Source organism: Streptomyces sp. C1-1 (assembly GCF_050214755.1).
Taxonomy (GTDB): Bacteria; Actinomycetota; Actinomycetes; order Streptomycetales; family Streptomycetaceae; genus Streptomyces.
This window is the reverse complement of the sequence record NZ_CP189826.1, coordinates 9,100,872-9,118,716: the sequence shown is the minus strand read 5'-3', so window position 1 is coordinate 9,118,716 and position 17,845 is coordinate 9,100,872. Positions and strand designations below refer to the sequence as shown.

Below are 17,845 nucleotides of genomic sequence, written 5' to 3'. Positions count from 1 at the left end.
TCCGCCTCCTCTCACGTCACAGCTTGCGCATCCAGTCGTCGGCGACGCCGTGCATGGCGCTCTCCTCGGCGGGCCGGAGATGCGAGTCGTCCAGTCGGAAGGTGAGCTTGTCGACGACGGCGACCACACCGTCGATCTGGCGGGTCATGGAGACGGCGATCTCCGTCTCGCTCTTGCGTTCCATGTGTCCGGCGAGTGTGACCACGCCCTCGACCACGGAGACGTCGATACTGCGCTCGGCGAGCCACAGGGCGCGGACGATGACCTCGTCGACGACCTCCTTGCGGATCTCGGAGTCGGGCCGCAGGAAGACCTGGAGCAGGTCGCGGCGGGTGACGATGCCGACGAGCCGCTGTTCCTCGTCCAGGACGGGCAGCCGTTCCACATGGTGCAGGGCCATGGTGCGGGCGGCCTCGACGATGGTGTCGTCGGCGTGCACGGTGACGGCCGGTTCGGTCATCAGCTGGCCGGCGGTGCGGGCGCGGGCCTTGGCCTTGTGGGTGCGGCTCTCCCGGGTCAGGGCGGCGAGCGGGTGGTGCCGGGGCTGCTCGTAGGGGTCCGGCGTGTCGGCCTGCCGGATCATGAGGTCGGTCTCGGAGATGACGCCGATGACCTTCTCGTCCTCGTCCACCACCGGCAGTCCGCTGATGCGGTTCTCACCGAGCAGCCGGACCACTTCCTTGAAGGGGGTTCCGTACTCGGCGCGGACGACGTCCGTGGTCATGACGGAGCCGACCTTGTTGTGCTTCATGGCTTCTCCTCCTCAGCGGAGCCGGCGCAGATAGGGGTCCTGCTGCCTGCTGGGCAGCAGGCGCACCCGCGCATCGAGCACGTTGACGCCGCCCGGTGACGCGAGTACGGGGTTGAAGTCGGCCTCGGCCAGCTGCGGCAGGTCGCTCGCCATCCGGGACAGCCGCAGCAGCAGCTGTTCGAGGGCTTCGAGGTCGGCGGGCCGCTCGCCGTTCGCCCCGAACAGCAGTGGGGCGCAACGGGGGGCGGTGATCAGGTCGTGGACGTCGTGGTCCGTGAGCGGGGCCAGACGTGCCGCGTGGTCGGCGAGGATCTCGGTGGCGGTGCCGCCGAGTCCGAACAGGACGAGCGGTCCGAAGACCTGGTCCTGGACGACGCCGGCGAACAGTTCGGTGCCGCGCGCGGCCAGGGGCTGTACGACCACGCCCGTCAGCCGGCCGGCGAACCGGGTCTCCAGGTCGCGGAACGCGGCCCGTACCTGCGAGTCGCCGCGCAGGTCGAGATGGACGGCGTGCTCGACGCTCTTGTGCAGCAGGCCCGGCCAGTGTCCCTTCATGACCACCCGGCCGTCGGCGCCGCGCAGCCGGTCGGCGGCGAGGACGGCGTCGTCCTCGGTCTCCGCCCAGGCCCAGGGCGAGAGCGGGATGCCGTAGCAGCCGAGGAGTTCGGCGCAGGCTCGGGGGTCGAGCCAGCCGCCGTCGGGGTGGGCGTCGAGGTAGGCCTCGACGACCGTGTGGGCGCGGGCGGTGTCGACGTCCGCCAGGGCGGGGACGGTGCCGGCGGGGCGGGCCAGCCAGGCGGTGCGGCGCGCCGCGTGGGCCAGTGCCCGTGCGGCGGCCTGGGGTTCGGCGTAGGCGGGGACGGCGCCGCCGTCCGAGGTGGCCAGCAGCTCGACGGGCAGGGCCTGTTCGAGCCGTACCGCGGCGATGGGCTTGGCGCGCCGGCCGGGGGCCCGGGTGAGGGCGCGGACGAGGTCGTCGCCGGTCGCCGCGGCGACCGCCGTGGGGACGAGGGCCACGAGGACGGCGTCGACTCCGCCGTTGCGCATGATCCGGTCCACGCAGTCCATGAGCTGTTCCTCGCCGACGGCCGCGGTGGCGTCGACGGGGTTGCCGACGGCGGCACCCTCGGGCAGGACGGCGAGCAGGTCGTCGACGAGCTGCGGGGTCGGCGCGGGCAGGATCAGCCCGGCCTCGGCGCAGGCGTCGGCGGCGAGCACACCGGCGCCGCCCGCGTTGGTGACGATGGCGACGCGGGGTCCGGCGGGCAGCGGCTGGGCGTGCATCAGGGCGGCGGCCTCCAGGAGTTCGCCGACCGAGCGGGTGGCGGTGATGCCGGCCTGGGTGAACAGCGCGCCGCGGGTCATGGTGCGGGTGGCGGCGGCCGCGGTGTGCGAGGCGGCCGCGCGGCGGCCGGCGTCGGTGCGTCCGGCGTCGACGGTCAGCACCGGCATCCGGCGGGTCACCCGTCGGGCGGTGCGGGAGAAGGCGCGCGGGTTGCCGAAGGACTCCAGGTGGAGCAGGGCGAGGTCGGTGCGGCCGTCGCTCTCCCACCACTGGAGCAGGTCGTTGCCGCTGACGTCGAACTTGTCGCCGAGCGAGACGAAGGAGGAGACGCCGATGCCGAGCCGGGACATGCCGTCGAGCAGGGCGATGCCCACTCCCCCGGACTGCACGGCGACGCCCGCGGTGCCGGGACGCGGGTGGCCGGCGGCGAAGGTGGCGTCCAGGCGCAGTTCCGGGTCGGTGTTGGAGACGCCGAGGCAGTTGGGGCCGACGAGCCGCATGCCGTAGGTACGGCAGGAGGTCAGCAGCGCGGCCGCCTGGTCGGCGTCGAGGCCAGCGGTGACGACGAGGAGGGCCCGTACGCCCGCCTTGCCGCACTCCTCGGCGGTCTCGGCCACGGCGGCCGCCGGTACGGCGAGGACCGCGAGGTCGGGTGTCCTGGGCAGGGCGGCGACGGAAGGGTAGGAAGGGACGCCGAGGATGGAGGTGGCGGCGGGGTTGACGGCGAACAGGCGCCGGGTGAAGCCGCCGGAGTGCAGGTGGTGCAGGATCGCGCGGCCCACCGAGCCCGGCTTGCGGCCGGCGCCGACGACGGCCACCGCGTCCGGGCGCAGGAGGGGCTGGAGGCTGGCGACGTCGGCCGCCCTGCCCCGCTCCTCCACGGCCGTCAGGTAGCTCTCGCTCTCGGCGAGCTCGATGGTGCAGCGCACCTCGGGGCCGTCGAAGTGGCGGGCGGTGTGCAGGCCGAGGTCGGCGAAGAGCCGCAGGATCTCGTGGTTCTCGCACAGGGCGTCGGCTTTGAAGGCCGTGATGCCCTCGGCGCGGGCGGCGGAGACCAGGTGCTCGATCAGCAGGGTGCCGACGCCCCGGTGGTGCAGGGTGTCGGCGACCGCGATGGAGATCTCGGCCTCCTGGCCGGTGCCGGAGGTGTCGTACTCGGCGAGGCCGATGACGCGGCCCTGGGTCTCGGCCACCAGGGCCCGATATCCGGGGTGCGGCGTCGCGCAGGCCCGGTCGGCGGCCATCTCGGCGGAGCGCCGGCTGATCGCGAAGAACCGCAGCCTCAGGTTCTCCGGGGACATCTCCTCGTAGAAACCCCGCAGCTGCTCGTGGTCGCCGGGCCGCACCTCGCGGATGCACACGGTGGTGCCGTCCGCGAGCAGGGCGTGGACCTGGGGCCTGCTGAGAGCGTCGTGCGACATCGCGGATCCCTTCCACGTCTGTTGACACTTCGAGGGTCCAGCGGAACGTGCCGCGCTCCCATGGGCTGTCCGGGGGTGGATCGAGGGCCGGTCGGCCCCCGATCCCGGCCGTTCTCAGGCGTTCCAGCCCCAGTCGGCGACCTCGGGCAGATCGGTGCCGTGCTCACGGATCCAGGCCTGGTGGCGGCTGCGGGCGTCGGCCATCTGCTGGCGTACGGAGGCGGCGCGCACGGCGAGGCCGGGGACGCGGTCGATGACGTCCATGACCAGCCGGTAGCGGTCGAGGTCGTTGCGGACGACCATGTCGAACGGCGTGGTCGTGGAGCCGGACTCCTTGTAGCCGCGCACGTGCAGGTTCTTGTGCCCGGTGCGGCGGTAGGCGAGCCGGTGGATCAGCCACGGGTAGCCGTGGTAGGCGAAGATCACCGGCTTGTCCTTGGTGAACAGGCCGTCGTACTCGAAGTCGCTCATGCCGTGCGGGTGCTCCTCGCGGGGCATCAGGCGGGCCATGTCGACGACGTTGACCACGCGTACGGCGAGGTCGGGCAGGTTGCGGCGGAGCAGCTGGGCGGCGGCCAGGACCTCCTGGGTGGGCACGTCCCCGGCGCAGGCCAGGACGACGTCCGGCTCGCCGCCGTTCTCGGTGCCGGCCCAGTCCCAGATGCCGGCGCCGCGGGCGCAGTGGGCGCGGGCGGCGTCCATGGAGAGCCAGTCGAAGCAGGGCTGCTTGCCGGCCACGATCACGTTGACGTAGTCCTTGCTGCGCAGCGCGTGGTCGGCCACCGACAGCAGGGTGTTGGCGTCCGGCGGCAGATAGACGCGGACGACCTCGGGGCTCTTGTTGAGGACGTGGTCGACGAAGCCGGGGTCCTGGTGGGAGAAGCCGTTGTGGTCCTGGCGCCACACGTGCGAGGTGAGCAGGTAGTTGAGGGAGGCGATGGGCGCCCGCCAGGACAGCTCCCTCGATGTCTTCAGCCACTTGATGTGCTGGTTGACCATGGAGTCGACGATGTGCACGAACGCCTCGTAGGAGGAGAACAGTCCGTGCCGGCCGGTCAGCAGATAGCCCTCCAGCCAGCCCTGGCAGGTGTGTTCGGAGAGGATCTCCAGCACCCGGCCGTGCCGGTCGAGGTGTTCGTCGACCGGGAGCACGATCCCCTGCCAGGCCTTGCCGCTGGCGTCGAAGACCGCCTGCAGCCGGTTGGAGGCCGTCTCGTCGGGGCCGACGAGACGGAAGTCGCGGCGGTGCGAGGTGTCCTTCATGATCTCCTGCAGGAGGTCGCCGAGGATCCGGGTCGGCTCGTGCAGGGTGGTGCCGGGCTTGTCGACCGGTACGGCGAAGCGGTCCAGGGAGGGGACGGGCAGCTCGCGCAGGAGGACGCCACCGTTGGCGTGCGGGGTGGCGCCCAGCCGGCGATCGCCTTCGGGGACGCAGGCGAGGACGTCGGCGACGGGCCGGCCGTCGCCGTCGAAGAGGCGCTCGGGGTGGTAGGAGCGCAGCCAGGTCTCCAACTGCCGCAGGTGCTCGGGGTTTTCCCGGACGCCGGCCAGCGGGACCTGGTGTGCGCGCCAGGTGCCCTCCACGGGCAGGCCGTCGACCTCGGCGGGGCCGGTCCAGCCCTTGGGGGTGCGCAGGACGATGACGGGCCAGCGCGGGCGTTCGGTGACGCCGTCCTCGCGGGCCGAGTTCTGCAGCAGGGCGATGCGGTCCAGTGCCTCGTCGAGGGCGTGGGCCATGGCGCGGTGAACGCTGAGCGGGTCGTCGCCGGTGACGTGGATGGGGGCGTGGCCGTAGCCGCGCATCAGTTCGTCGAGTTCGTGCTCCGGCAGACGGGCCAGCACGGTCGGGTTGGCGATCTTGTAGCCGTTGAGGTGCAGGATCGGCAGGACGGCGCCGTCGCGCACCGGGTCGAGGAACTTGTTGGAGTGCCAGGAGGCGGCCAGCGGGCCGGTCTCCGCCTCGCCGTCGCCGATCACGCAGGCGACCACCAGGTCCGGGTTGTCGAAGGCGGCGCCGTAGGCGTGCGAGAGGGAGTAGCCGAGCTCACCGCCCTCGTGGATGGAGCCCGGCGTCTCCGGCGCGACATGGCTGGGCACCCCGCCGGGGAAGGAGAACTGCCGGAACAGCCGCTCCATGCCCGCTCCGTCCCGGGAGACGTCCGGGTAGGTCTCGCTGTAGGTGCCCTCCAGCCAGGAGTTGGCCAGGACGGAGGGGCCACCGTGGCCGGGGCCCCAGATGGCCAGGGCGTCCGTGCCGCGCGCCTTGATGACGCGGTTGAGGTGGGTGTAGACGAGGTTCAGCCCGGGCGAGGTGCCCCAGTGGCCCAGCAGCCGCGGCTTGATGTGCTCGGGCCGCAGGGGCTCGCGCAGCAGGGGGTTGGCCATCAGGTAGATCTGTCCGGCGGCCAGGTAGTTGGCGGCCCGCCAGTGGGCGTCCAGGGTGCGCACCTCGTCGTCGGTCAGTACGGTGGCGTCCTGGTGTTCGACCTTGGGCATGAGTGACTCCACAGTCATCGAGGGGAAGAGGCGGCATGGCCGGCAAGAAGGCGGCAAAGCTGCCGCGCAAGGCGTACGAGAAGGAACTGCTGCGCCAGCAGACGGAGTTGGTGAAGCTGCAGGAGTGGGTGCGGGCGCAGGGCGCCCGTCTGGTCGTCGTCTTCGAGGGCCGGGACGCGGCGGGCAAGGGCGGGACGATCAAGCGCGTCGCCGAGCACCTCAATCCCCGTGTGGCGCGGATCGCGGCGCTGCCCAAGCCGACGGAGCGCGAGCGCACCCAGTGGTACTTCCAGCGCTACGTGGAGCATCTGCCGGCCGCCGGGGAGATCGTGCTGTTCGACCGGTCCTGGTACAACCGGGCCGGCGTCGAGCACGTGATGGGCTTCTGCACCAAGGAGGAGTACCAGCTCTTCCTGCGCCAATGCCCCATCTTCGAGCGGATGCTGGTCGAGGACGGGATCCTGCTGCGCAAGTACTGGTTCTCGGTCAGCGACCGGGAGCAGCAGGAACGCTTCCGGCGCCGGCTGGAGGACCCGCTGCGGCGCTGGAAGCTGTCGCCCATGGACCTGGAGTCGATCACCCGTTGGGAGGCCTACTCCCGGGCCAAGGACGAGATGCTGGTGCACACCGACATCACCGAGGCCCCGTGGTACGTGGTCGAGAGCGACGACAAGCGGCGCGCCCGGCTGAACATGATCGCCCATCTGCTGGGTTCCCTGCCGTACCACGAGGTGCCGCCGCCGGTGCTGAAGCTGCCCGCCCGCCCTGCGTCGACCGGTTACGTGCGCCCGCCGCGCGACCTGCAGACCTACGTCCCGGATCACGCGGCGGGCCTGTAAGGCGGTCACGCCGGCTGCGGTACGACGACGACCGGGCAGGCGGAGTGGTGCAGTGCCGCGTGCGCGACGCGGCCGAGCTGGAGCCCGAGGTGTCCCTCCCGGCGCCGGGCGCCGACGACGAGCAGGTCGGCGTGGTGGGAGAGGTCCACCAGCACACGGCGGGCGTTGCCCTCGACGGTACGGCGGCGCACCTCGACGTCCTCCGGGGCGTCCCGCAGTGCCTCCTCCAGGGACTCGACGGCCCGTTCCTCGTGCAGCCGGGCGGGTTCGCCGGCCATCAGGGGGTGGTCGGTGGTCTCGTGCGCCGGGCACCGCCAGGCCCGTACGGCCTCCACGGGCACCCCGCGGCGCCGGGCCTCGTCGTAGGCGAAGCGCACGGCGGCCGAGTCCTTGCTCTCCTCACCGACGCCCACCAGGACGCGCCCGTGGGTCGCGGGCTGGGCGCGGTTGTCGTGGCTGCCGCGCAGCACGATCACCGGGCAGTCGGCGTGGGCGGCGACGGTGAGGCTGACGGAGCCGAGGAGCATCTCGGCGATGCCGCTGCGGCCGCGGGTGCCGACCACCAGCGCGGAGGCGTTGCGCCCCTCCCGGACCAGGGCGTACTCCGGCTCCTCGGGCAGTACCTCGCCGGTGACCTGGAGCTCGGGGCGGCGGCGCAGCGCCCGTTCGACGGCGTTGCCGACGACGTCCTCGGCCATGACCTCTTCGGACGGCTTGCGGAGGTCCTCGGCGAGCGCGTGGCCCTCGTAGCGTTCCCACAGCGAGGCGTACACCACCCGGAGCGGCACTCCGCGCAGCGCTGCCTCGTCGGCCGCCCAGTCCACGGCGCGCAGACTGGGTTCGGAGCCGTCGGCCCCCACGACCAGGGGCAGTTCCATGGTGCTCACCTTCCCGTGCCGAGATCGAACACGATGCGGGCCTTGACCTGGCCGCGCAGGACTTCGTCGATCGACTCGTTCACGCTCTGCAGGGGCCGGGTCTCGTAGATGACCTTGGTGCGGCCGTCCGCGTGCAGCTGGAAGACCTCGGCGAGGTCCTGCCGGGTGCCGACGATGGAGCCGATCACCGACGTGCCGTTGAGGACGGTGTCGAAGATCGGGACCTGGATGGTGCCGTGGGCCGGCAAGGCCACCATGACGAGCTTTCCGCCGCGCCGCAAGCCCGCGTTGACCGCCTCGAAGGCGGCCGGGTTGACCGCGAGGGCGATCGCGGCGTGGGCGCCGCCGTGCCCCTTGAGGACCGCGCCGACGTCCTCCTTGCGGGCGTCGATGACGATGTCCGCGCCGAGTTCGGCGGCCAGTTCGAGCTTGTCGTCGGTGACGTCGATCGCGGCGACGGTGGCGCCGGCGATCTTCGCGTACTGCACGGCCAGATGGCCGAGCCCGCCGACGCCGGAGACGGCGACGAGCTGGGCGGGCCGCACGTCGGCGACCTTGAGCGCCTTGTAGGTGGTGACGCCGGCGCAGGTCAGCGGGGCGGCCTCCAGGGCGCTGACCCCCTCCGGCACGGGCTGTGCGTAGTCGGCCCAGGCGAGCATCTTCTCGGCGTACCCGCCGTCGCAGCCGTAGCCGGTGTTGATCTGCTGCTCGCACAGCGTCTCCCAGCCGGACAGGCAGTGCTCGCACCGCCCGCACGCCCGGCCGAGCCACGGCACGGCGACCCGCTGGCCGACGCTCAGGTGGGTGACGCCGTCGCCGAGCTTCTCGACGAGGCCGACGCCCTCGTGGCCGGGCACGAACGGCGGGTTCGGCTTGACGGGCCAGTCGCCGTGGGCGGCGTGGATGTCGGTGTGGCACAGCCCGGAGGCCTCCAGCCGGATGCGGACCTGGCCGGGGCCGGGCTCGGGGTCGGGGCGTTCCTCGATGACCAGGGGTGCACCGAACGCTCGGACGACCGCTGCCTTCATGGTTGTTGCTCCTCGGGGTGTCGGGGGCCGTCAGTCGTGGGCGACGACGGCGACGGGGGCCTTGGCGTGGTGCAGGACGGCGTGGGCGACGGGACCGATGTGCGGGCCCAGCGGGCTGCGGCGGGTGCGGCGGCCGACGACGACCAGGGAGGCGTCGGCGGAGTTGTCGATCAGGAAGGTGGCGGCGCTGCCGGCCCGGGACTGCTCGACGACCTCGACGTCCGGGTACTTCAGCCGCCACGGGCGCAGGGCCGCGGCCAGCGCCGCGGCCTGCTGCCGGGCGACCTCCCGGTCGAAGTCCGGGTCCACGGACAGGCCGTAGGCGTAGTAGGGCGGCAGGTTCCAGCCGGCCACGACCCGCAGGGTGGTCGAGCGGCGGGCGGCCGCGTCGAAGGCGAACTCGATGACGGAGTCGTCGGCGTGGGCGGGGTCGAGGCCGAGCAGCACGGGCAGGTAGGGGGTCGCGGCGGACGGGATGCCCACCGGGTCCGCCTCGTGCTCGTCGGCGGCCTGCTCACCGGCACGGACCAGCACGACGGGCCGGGCGGCGTGCGCGACGACGGCGAGGCCGACGGAGCCGACCAGGAAGCCGCCGATGCCGCTCAGCCCGCGGGAGCCGAGCACGAGCAGTTCGGCCTCCTCGGCGGCCTTGGCCAGGATCTCGGCGGGCTGGCCGGTGGAGTGCTCGATGCTCACCTCGACGCCGGGGTGGCGCAGCCGGAGGCCTTCTGCGGCCTCCCGCGGGATGCGCTCGGTCCAGTGCTGCTGGGTCTCGGCACCGAGCATGGGGGCCTGGGCCATCGGCGCGGGCACGGGCTCCCAAACGTGCGCGATCTTCAGCGGAAGACCACGCAGCTTCGCCTCGCGCGCCGCCCACTCGGCCGCGGCGCGGCTTTCGGGTGAGCCGTCGAGACCTGCGACAACGGTGCGGACCATGATGCTGCCTCCTGATCGGGTATCTGGGTCCAGCGTCGGCCGGGAGGCGCCCGGGTCGGCAGGGGCCGCTTTTCCCCAACGGGGACCGACCGGCCCAACGGCCATGCGGAACGGCGGGTCCCGTGAGTCCGGGATCCGCCGTCCCTCCCGCGCGCGGCGGGCCGACCGTGCGGGCGACGACCTCGCGCCGGCACCCCGCCGGTGGACGACCGTCCCGCCGGCGCCCCCCGGCCGGCGGTCCGCTTCGGCCGGGCACGGCGGCTGCCGCGCGCCGGCCGACCGGACCGGGGCCCGGATCGCGCCGATCGGCGGGACCGGGCGTCCGGGCCGTGCTGTCACGGCCCGGTGTCCGGGAGACGTCCACATCCCCGACGCTGCTCGGGCTCGGTCCGTCGCGCACGATGCCGAAGGTCGGCGCGTGCGGGGCCGAACGGCGTCCGGTACGGGACCGGTCGGGCCTCGCGCGGTCGGGGCCCTTCCCCAAGACCGGGCGAGTGGCCGATTCTCGGTGGATGCTGAGGGAGTGTGACGACAGCAGGCCCATGTCGCGGGGCTGGAGCGGGCACGTACGCGCGTGGCACCGCCTGACGCCCGGACTCGTGCCGCTGTCCCGGTACCGCCGTTCCTGGCTGCGCGGCGACCTGCTGGCGGGCCTGACCGTGGCCGCGTATCTCGTGCCGCAGGTGATGGCGTACGCGGGCGTGGCCGGTCTGCCGCCGGTCGCCGGGCTGTGGGCCATCCTGCCCGCGCTCGCCCTGTACGCGATGCTGGGCTCCTCCCGGCTGCTGTCGGTGGGCCCGGAGTCCACGACCGCACTGATGACGGCGACCGTGGTGGGTCCGCTCGCCCACGGCTCCCCGGACCGCTACGCCGAGCTGGCGGCCTGTCTCGCCCTCACGGTGGGCCTGCTGTGCGTGGCGGCCCGCGTTCTGCGTCTGGGTTTCGTCGCCGACCTGCTCTCCCGGCCGGTGCTGATCGGCTACCTGGCGGGCGTGGCCCTGATCATGATCATGGACCAGATGCCCCGGCTGACCGGCGTGCCCACGACGGGTTCGGTGTTCTTCGCCCAACTGTGGTCGTTCCTGCGGCACCTGGGGCAGGGGCACCCGGCCACCGTGCTGTTCTCGGCGCTGACGATCGCGTTCCTGTTCACGGTGCCCCGGTTGTCCCGCGCGGTGCCCGGGCCGCTGCTGGCCGTCGTGCTGGGCACCTCCGCGGTGGTCGCGTTCGATCTGGACGACCGGTTCGGCATCAAGGTCATCGGCACGGTGCCCTCGGGACTGCCCTCGTTCGCGCTGCCCGATCCGGCCGAGCTGCCGCCCCTGGTGCTGCCGGCGCTCGGCGTGCTGATCGTCGCCTACACGGACTTCGTCCTCACCGCCCGCGCCTTCACCGGCCCCGACGAGGACGCGCCACCGCTCGACGCCGACCAGGAGTTCCTGGCGCTGGGCGCGACCAACATCGGCGCGAGCGTGCTGCACGGCTTCCCGGTCAGCAGCAGCGCCAGCCGGACCGCGCTCGCCTCCTCCGCGGGCGCCCGCAGCCAGGCCTACTCCCTGGTGGCGGGCGCGCTGGTGCTGTGTGTGCTGCTGTTCCTGAGCCCCCTGCTGAGCCGTACCCCGTCGGCCGTGCTGGGCGCCCTCGTCGTCTACGCGGCCGTCCGCATGATCGATCTGACGGGGTTCACCAAGCTGGCCGCCTTCCGCCGTCGCGAACTGCTCCTGGCGCTCGGCTGCCTGGCCGGGGTGCTGACCCTGGACATCCTCTACGGGGTGCTGGTCGCCGTCGGCCTGTCCGTGGCCGAGCTGCTCAGCCGGGTCGCGCGCCCGCACGACGCCGTCGAGGGGCTGGTGCCCGGGGTGGCCGGCATGCACGACGTGGACGACTACCCGCAGGCCCGCACGATCCCGGGCCTGCTCGTCTACCGCTACGACTCCCCGCTGTTCTTCGCCAACGCACAGGACTTCCACCGCCGCGCGCTGGCCGCCGTCGACGAACAGACCGGGCCGGTGCGCTGGTTCGTGCTCAACACCGAGGCGAACGTGGAGGTGGACATCACCGCGCTGGACGCGGTCGACGCGCTGCGGCGCGAGCTGACGCGCCGCGGGATCGTCTTCGCGCTGGCCCGAGTCAAGCAGGACCTCCTGGACGACCTGGAGGCGTACGGGCTGGCGGAGACGGTGGGCCGGGACCTGATCTTCCCCACCCTGCCGACCGCCGTGACCGCGTACCGCGAGTGGAGCCGGGAGCACTGAACCGCCGGGTGGCCCGCGGCTGGGGCCGGGTGGCCCATGGCCGGTGCCGGGGGCCGCCGACACCCTGGAGGTGGCAGTTCCGTACGCCTGAGTGGAGGCACGCCATGAACGCTCCCGCAACGTCGAGCATGCCGCGGGCTCTGTCTCCCGAGTACCGGGAGCGGCTGATGCGGATGGCTCGCGAGGTGTCGTATCCCGAGGGCGCACGGCTCTTCGAGGAGGGTGGACACGCCGACCGGTTCTGGATCATCCGTACCGGCACCGTCGATCTCGACATGCGCGTGCCGGGCCGTCAGGCGGCCGTCATCGACTCCCTCGGCCACAACGAACTGCTCGGCTGGTCCTGGCTCTACCCGCCGCACACCTGGCATCTGGGCGCCGAGGCGGTCACCCCGCTGCGGGCCTACGAGTTCGACGCCGCGGACGTGCGGGCGGAGTGCAAGCGGGACGCCGAGTTCGGCCGGACCGTCGCCGAGTGGGTGGGCCGGATCGTGGCGCACCGGCTGCAGTCGGCCCGCACCCGGCTGCTGGACCTCTACGGCCCCTACGGCAGCGGAGGCATGCGATGACCACGCGCGAGGACCACGCGGACCGCACCGGCCGCGAAGCCGGCGGGCACGGCTCGCCGCACCTCGTCGGCGACGTGATGACTGGTGCCGTCGCGGTGGTGGACGTCGGGGCGGCCTTCAAGGACATCGTGCGGACGATGCAGGAGCGCCGGGTGAGCGCGCTGCCCGTCGTGGACGGCACGGGAGCGGTCGTCGGGATCGTCTCCGAGGCGGACATGCTGCCCAAGGAGGAGTTCCGCGACAGCGACCCCGACCGCCACACCCAGCTGCGGCGGCTGTCCGATCTCCTGAAGGCCGGGTCGGTCACGGCCGGCGAGCTGATGACCTCCCCCGCCCTCACCGTGGCCCCGGACGCGACCCTCGCGCAGGCCGCGCGGGAGATGGCGCGGGCCCGGGTCAAGCGGCTGCCCGTCGTCGACGCGTCCGGGCGGCTGGTCGGCATCGTCAGCCGGGCCGATCTGCTGAAGGTGTTCCTGCGCGACGACGAGGACATCGCCGAGGAGGTGCGCCGGGACGTGGTGACGTACCTCTTCCCCGCTTCCGCCTCGAGCGTGCGGGTGGAGGTCCGCGACGGTGTGGTGACGCTCGGCGGCCGGGTCGCCGACACGTCACTGGTGCCCGTGGCCGCACGCCTGGTGCGGGCGGTCGAGGGGGTCGTGGACGTGCGGTTCGCCCTCGACGGGCAGGACGCCGCCGGCTGATCAGCCGGTGGTGTGCCCCCAGCGGCCGTCGATCCGGTCCCATTCGGTGCCCCACGCCTCCGTGGCGCGCCGCTGCACCCGCAGCCGGACCAGCTGCCCGCCGGCGAGGGCCAGCAGGCCCGCGGCCAGGGCGGCACCGGTGCCGGCCAGTACCGCGCGGGTCGTCGCCTCCGCGGGTCCCACCGGCTTGGACAGCAGACGGCCGTGGCCGTCCGTCCAGGCCTGCACCCTGCTGCCGGCCCGGGCCGTGGGGGTGACCTCCAGCGTGCCGGTCCTGGGTGTCCCGGACGCGTCCCGCCAGCGCACGGTCGCCAGGGCCCGGTCGTAGCGCACCCCGGTGACCGCGTCGGGGGCGCCGCCCGGGAGGATGCGGACCAGCACCGCGGAGACGGGCTCACGGCCCGCCCGGTCCCGCTCGGCCGCGCGTTCGGACAGCTGCGCGCCGAGGATCCCGGCGAGCGCCGCCACGACCGAGGCGAGCGTCCAGGCGGCCAGGACGATCCAGGCCTCCAGCACGTCACTGCGCCGCCGCAGCGGATTGTCACGCCAGCGCCACCCCATGACCTTGCCGCCTCTCACCTTCCGCATCGGTCACACCCCCTCAGGGCGCAATGGGACGGACACACCTAAAAGGTCTCACCTATCGATCTCGGAGGGGAGAGGATTGCGGCTGCGCCCCGGGGGGAGCTTTGATGGGGCGATGGTCCGGTTGGGCCGGTCGGCCCTAGTGGCTCCGGTCCGGGCGGGTCATGATCTTCAGCACAGACGGCCCGCAGTCCGTCTCACACCCGGGGAACGAGAGGTCGACATGACCGAGGCACGCACCTTCACGGCGCAGGATCCCATCCGCGTCTTCCTGCTCGACGACCACGAGGTCGTCCGCCGCGGCCTCGCGGACCTGCTGGACGCCGAGCCGGACATCAGCGTGGTCGGCGACGCCGAGAACGTCGAGCACGCCCTGGTGCGCGCCCCCGCGGTCCGGCCGAACGTGGCCGTCCTGGACGTGCGGCTCCCCGACGGCGACGGCATCTCCGTCTGCCGTGAACTGCGCAGCCGCATGCCGGAGCTGGCGGTCCTGATGCTGACCTCGTTCGACGACGAGGACGCCCTGCTGGACGCGATCATGGCGGGGGCGTCGGGATACGTGCTCAAGCAGATCAAGGGCTCCGACCTGGTCTCGGCGGTCCGTACGGTCGCCTCGGGCCAGTCGATGCTCGACCCGGCGACCACGGCCCGGCTGATGCGGTCGCTGCGCACCGAGCCGGCCGAGGCCCCCGAGGTCTCCCCCGAGCTGGCGAGCCTGTCGCCGCGCGAGCGGGAGATCCTCACCCTGATCGGGGACGGCCTGACCAACCGGGAGATCGGCAAGCAGCTGTACCTGTCGGAGAAGACCGTCAAGAACCACATCTCGCGGCTGCTGGCCAAGCTGGGCGTGCAGCGCCGGGTGCAGGCGGCGGTGCTCGCCTCGCAGCTGGAGCAGCCCGAGCAGGGCGCCCCGCACACCCGCTGAACCGGGCGGGGCCGTACGGCGGGATTCGAGGACGTACGGCCCCTGCCCCGGAGTCCGCGCCGGGACCACCCTGGACAGGGTCATCGACCCGTTCCACCGCCCTTCGTCACCGGGCGGGGAGGAGGCCCCCATGTCCACCGCGCTGCTCGACGTGGCGACTCTGGAGAAGCTGATCTCGGCCGCCGTGGCCGCCCCCTCCATCCACAACACCCAGCCCTGGCGGTTCCGGCTCGACCCGGACACCCTCACGCTGGAGATCCGGGCGGCGCAGGACCGCGGGCTGCGCCACCTCGACCCCTCCGGGCGGGCACTGCACGTGTCGGTCGGCTGCGCGCTGTTCAACCTGCGGCTGGCGGTGGCGCACTTCGGCTGGGCCCCGGTGACCCGGCTGCTGCCCCGGCCCGGTGAACCCGAACTGCTCGCCTCCGTCCGGCTCGGCGGCACGGCGCGCTCCTCGCCGGCGCCCGAGCTCTACGAGGCCCTCTGGCACCGGCGCAGCAGCCGCTTCCCGTACTCCGACCGGCCGCTGCCCACCGCCCTGCACCACGAGCTGGCGGAGGCCGCGCAGGCGGAAGGCGCGCTGCTGAGCAGCCCGGAGACCGCCGAGACCGAACGGCTGCTGCGGGTGACGCTGGAGGCGGAGCGCCGCAACCGGGCCGACGCCGACCGGGCCGCGGAGAGCCGTCGCTGGATCCGCGAGCCGGACGAGTCGGCGCTCGGCATACCGCCGGACGCCGTCGGCCCGCAGGACTACCGCGACCAGGTCCCGATGCGGGACTTCGGGGCCCATCTCCACCCGTCGACACTGGCCGCCCGTGCCTTCGAGAAGCGGCCGACGCTCGCCGTGCTGTCGACCCCGCACGACCGGCGGGCGGACTGGCTGCGGGCCGGCCAGGCCCTGCAGCACGTGCTGTTGGTGGCCACCCGGCACGGTGTGCGCGCCTCGCTGCTGCACCAGGCTCTGGAGTGGCCGGACCTGCGCGACCAGCTGGTGCGGGATCCGGAGGACGGGCGCGTGCACGCCCAGATGGTGCTCCGCCTCGGATACGGGCCGCAGGGACCGGCCTCACCGCGCAGGACGGTGGCGCAGACGCTGGACCAGGACACGTTCGCGACGTCCGGCCCGGCGACCGCCGTGTCCGGGTGAAGGTCGCGTGCGAATCCGGGTAGAAGGGAGGTCCTCGGGACACGACAGGCGGAGGACGGCGTGGAGTGGGCGCAATTCGCGCAGCAGATGGCGGCCATGGCGCGCGATCTGCTGGCACAGGACAGTGTCGGTGCCACGCTGGAACGGATCACGGCCTCCGCCGTCGAGCTGGTGGAGGGGTGTGACGCCGCCGGCATCCTTGTCGTGCAGGGCAGGAAGGTGCGGACGTTGGCCCCCACCGGTGATCTCGTGGTCGAGTGCGACCGGCTGCAGGAGCGGCTGGGCGAGGGGCCGTGCTTCGACACCGCCGGCACGGTGCGCGAGCGGGTCCTGCGCATCGCCGATCTCACCGAGCAGCACCCGCGCTGGCCCGCCTTCGCCCCGCAGGCCTCCCGGCTCGGCGTGGGCAGCATGATGGGTTTCCTGCTGTTCACCGAGGACGATGACTTCGGCGCGCTGAACCTGTACTCCCGCAAGCCCGGCATGTTCACCGGGGCCAGTGAGCTGGCGGGGTGGCTGCTGGCCTCGCACGCGGCGGTCGCGTTCTCCAGCGCCCGCACGCATGCCCAGCTGGAGCAGGCCATGGCCACCCGCCATGTGATCGGCGAGGCCATGGGCATCCTCATGGGCAGCCATCAGCTCACCGAGGAGGAGGCGTTCGACGTGCTGCGCCGCTACTCGCAGGAGCGCAACATCAAGCTGCGGGAGGTCGCCCGGATGATCTGCGAACAGGGCGGCATCGCCTGAATCCGGGCAGCGGCCTCCCTGGCTCGATGTCAGAACCAGAGAAGCCTGGCCGGGCCGGCCCCCCGGGGGAGCGTCGCCGCACCCGACGTGACCACCAAGTCCCCTGTGTCGCCGCCTCCACACACCTCGCGAGCGGTTCGTCGATCAGGCGGCGGCGAACATGTCGACGAGGCCGCGCGGGGTGTCGTCACCGAAGAGGAGTCCGTGCAGGTGGGCGCCTTCGGTCGCGGCTTCGGCGCTGCGCGGGAACAGTGTCTGCTCGTACGCGGTGAGGGCGGCCTCGACGTCGTCGGGGTGGGCGGCGAGCGCGTGGCCGAGTTCGGCGCCGTCGTACATGGCCAGGTTGGCGCCCTCGCCGTTCGGGGGCGAGAGGTGGGCGGCGTCGCCGAGCAGGGTCGCTCCGGGCACCCGGTCCCACCTGTGCTCGGCCGGCAGCGTGTGGAGGGGCCGCAGGACCGGCGCGGTGTCGGTGTCGGTGATCAGCGCGGTGAGCTCCGGCGCCCAGCCCTCGAACTCCGCCGCCACCCGGGCGGTGACCGCACGGGCGTCGGTGAGGTCGAGGGCGGCGAACCAGTCCCGCGGCCTGGCGAGCGCCACGTAGGCGTGGAGGGCTCCGCCGCTCTCACGGTGGGCCTGGATGCCCTTGCCCGGCGCGAGCGCGAAGAGCGATCCGCCGCCGACCGCCTTCGCGGCGGCGGGGTGCCGGCTGTCGGCGTCGAGGAGGTAGGTCTCGACGAACGACATGCCGGTGTACCGGGGCGTGGCCGTGGAGAACACGGGGCGTACACGTGACCACGCGCCGTCCGCGCCGACCAGCAGGCTCGTGACGACGGTGGTGCCGTCGGCGAAGGTCACCTCGTGGCGTCCCCAGCCGAGGGCGCGGACGCCGGCGGCCTTGTGGCCCCAGCGGACGGTCCCGGACGGGAGCGAGTCGAGCAGCATCCGCCGCAGCTCGCCGCGCTGCACCTCGGGGCGTCCGCCGGTGCCGTCGTCGGGCTGGTCGAACAGGACGGTGCCGTCCCGGTCGAGGACCCGCAGTGCCTGGCGGCCCTCGAGGACCAGGCCGCTGAACTCCTCGAACAGGCCCGCCGCGCGCAGAGCCGGCTGGCCGGTGCGGTCGTGGATGTCGAGCATTCCGCCCTGCGCGCGGGCCGTCGGCGAGGGCTCCGCCTCGTAGACGGTGGCCGGGATGCCGTGCACGTGCAGGACGCGGGCCAGGACGAGGCCGCCGAGCCCGGCGCCGATGATCGTGACGGGAGTGGTCATGGATGGTTCCTTCCGG

The 17,845-nt window shown here is 73.2% G+C and carries 15 protein-coding genes; 7 read left to right on the top strand and 8 right to left on the bottom strand.

Going from position 1 to position 17,845, the window contains the following annotated elements; translation table 11 throughout:
- Positions 1-16: 16 nt before the first annotated feature.
- From ACQF4J_RS41475 to ACQF4J_RS41465, 3 genes are all read right to left on the bottom strand, one after another.
- A complete protein-coding gene (locus ACQF4J_RS41475) occupies positions 17-751 on the bottom strand; it encodes a CBS domain-containing protein (protein WP_351566954.1) in 735 nt (244 codons plus the stop codon).
- 12 nt (positions 752-763) lie between these two features.
- Positions 764-3,457 (bottom strand): GNAT family N-acetyltransferase, encoded by a 2,694-nt coding sequence (locus ACQF4J_RS41470; protein WP_351566957.1) that lies wholly within the window; start codon positions 3,455-3,457, stop codon positions 764-766.
- Positions 3,458-3,571: 114 nt separating this feature from the next.
- Positions 3,572-5,953, bottom strand: coding sequence for a phosphoketolase family protein (locus tag ACQF4J_RS41465; RefSeq protein ID WP_351566959.1), 2,382 nt, complete (start codon positions 5,951-5,953; stop codon positions 3,572-3,574).
- 35 nt (positions 5,954-5,988) lie between these two features.
- Here ACQF4J_RS41465 and ppk2 point away from each other — a divergent pair, with 35 nt between their 5' ends.
- Complete coding sequence (ppk2, locus tag ACQF4J_RS41460) at positions 5,989-6,792, top strand: polyphosphate kinase 2 (protein WP_351566962.1); 804 nt, start codon at positions 5,989-5,991, stop codon at positions 6,790-6,792.
- Between the two features lie 5 nt (positions 6,793-6,797).
- On the opposite strand, the gene ACQF4J_RS41455 is transcribed toward ppk2, so the two are convergent.
- The 3 genes from ACQF4J_RS41455 to ACQF4J_RS41445 are packed head-to-tail and all read right to left on the bottom strand — an operon-like array spanning position 6,798 to position 9,634.
- Positions 6,798-7,670 carry a universal stress protein gene (locus ACQF4J_RS41455; protein ID WP_351804201.1) on the bottom strand — a complete coding sequence of 291 codons (873 nt, stop codon included), beginning with the start codon at positions 7,668-7,670 and terminating at the stop codon, positions 6,798-6,800.
- Between the two features lie 5 nt (positions 7,671-7,675).
- Positions 7,676-8,698 carry an alcohol dehydrogenase AdhP gene (adhP, locus tag ACQF4J_RS41450; RefSeq protein ID WP_351566968.1) on the bottom strand — a complete coding sequence of 341 codons (1,023 nt, stop codon included), beginning with the start codon at positions 8,696-8,698 and terminating at the stop codon, positions 7,676-7,678.
- A gap of 30 nt (positions 8,699-8,728) precedes the next feature.
- Entirely contained in the window at positions 8,729-9,634 is a 906-nt protein-coding gene (locus ACQF4J_RS41445) for a universal stress protein (RefSeq protein WP_351566971.1), read from the bottom strand.
- A gap of 542 nt (positions 9,635-10,176) precedes the next feature.
- Between ACQF4J_RS41445 and ACQF4J_RS41440 the strand changes: the two genes are divergently transcribed.
- The 3 genes from ACQF4J_RS41440 (at position 10,177) to ACQF4J_RS41430 (ending at position 13,159) form a co-directional block, all read left to right on the top strand.
- Positions 10,177-11,889, top strand: coding sequence for a SulP family inorganic anion transporter (locus ACQF4J_RS41440; protein WP_427168680.1), 1,713 nt, complete (start codon positions 10,177-10,179; stop codon positions 11,887-11,889).
- 104 nt (positions 11,890-11,993) lie between these two features.
- The gene (locus tag ACQF4J_RS41435) at positions 11,994-12,458 is read left to right on the top strand and encodes a Crp/Fnr family transcriptional regulator (protein ID WP_351566973.1); all 465 of its coding nucleotides are present in this window, start codon (positions 11,994-11,996) and stop codon (positions 12,456-12,458) included.
- Positions 12,455-13,159, top strand: a complete 705-nt coding sequence (locus ACQF4J_RS41430; RefSeq protein ID WP_351566976.1) for a CBS domain-containing protein — start codon at positions 12,455-12,457, stop codon at positions 13,157-13,159. Before ACQF4J_RS41435 ends, ACQF4J_RS41430 begins: the two co-directional genes overlap by 4 nt.
- Here ACQF4J_RS41430 and ACQF4J_RS41425 read toward each other — a convergent pair whose 3' ends face one another.
- On the bottom strand, positions 13,160-13,747 hold the full coding sequence (locus ACQF4J_RS41425; RefSeq protein ID WP_351566978.1) for an Rv1733c family protein: 588 nt from the start codon (positions 13,745-13,747) through the stop codon (positions 13,160-13,162). It abuts the gene before it with no gap.
- 220 nt (positions 13,748-13,967) lie between these two features.
- Between ACQF4J_RS41425 and ACQF4J_RS41420 the strand changes: the two genes are divergently transcribed.
- From ACQF4J_RS41420 to ACQF4J_RS41410, 3 genes are all read left to right on the top strand, one after another.
- Positions 13,968-14,669, top strand: a complete 702-nt coding sequence (locus ACQF4J_RS41420) for a response regulator transcription factor (protein ID WP_351471705.1) — start codon at positions 13,968-13,970, stop codon at positions 14,667-14,669.
- A 130-nt stretch (positions 14,670-14,799) separates the two neighbouring features.
- Positions 14,800-15,816: an Acg family FMN-binding oxidoreductase gene (locus ACQF4J_RS41415; protein ID WP_351566980.1), complete on the top strand. Its 1,017-nt coding sequence runs from the start codon at positions 14,800-14,802 to the stop codon at positions 15,814-15,816.
- A gap of 60 nt (positions 15,817-15,876) precedes the next feature.
- Positions 15,877-16,563, top strand: a complete 687-nt coding sequence (locus tag ACQF4J_RS41410; protein WP_427168107.1) for a GAF and ANTAR domain-containing protein — start codon at positions 15,877-15,879, stop codon at positions 16,561-16,563.
- Between the two features lie 144 nt (positions 16,564-16,707).
- Here ACQF4J_RS41410 and ACQF4J_RS41405 read toward each other — a convergent pair whose 3' ends face one another.
- Positions 16,708-17,829: an FAD-dependent oxidoreductase gene (locus ACQF4J_RS41405; RefSeq protein WP_427168106.1), complete on the bottom strand. Its 1,122-nt coding sequence runs from the start codon at positions 17,827-17,829 to the stop codon at positions 16,708-16,710.
- Positions 17,830-17,845: the final 16 nt, after the last annotated feature.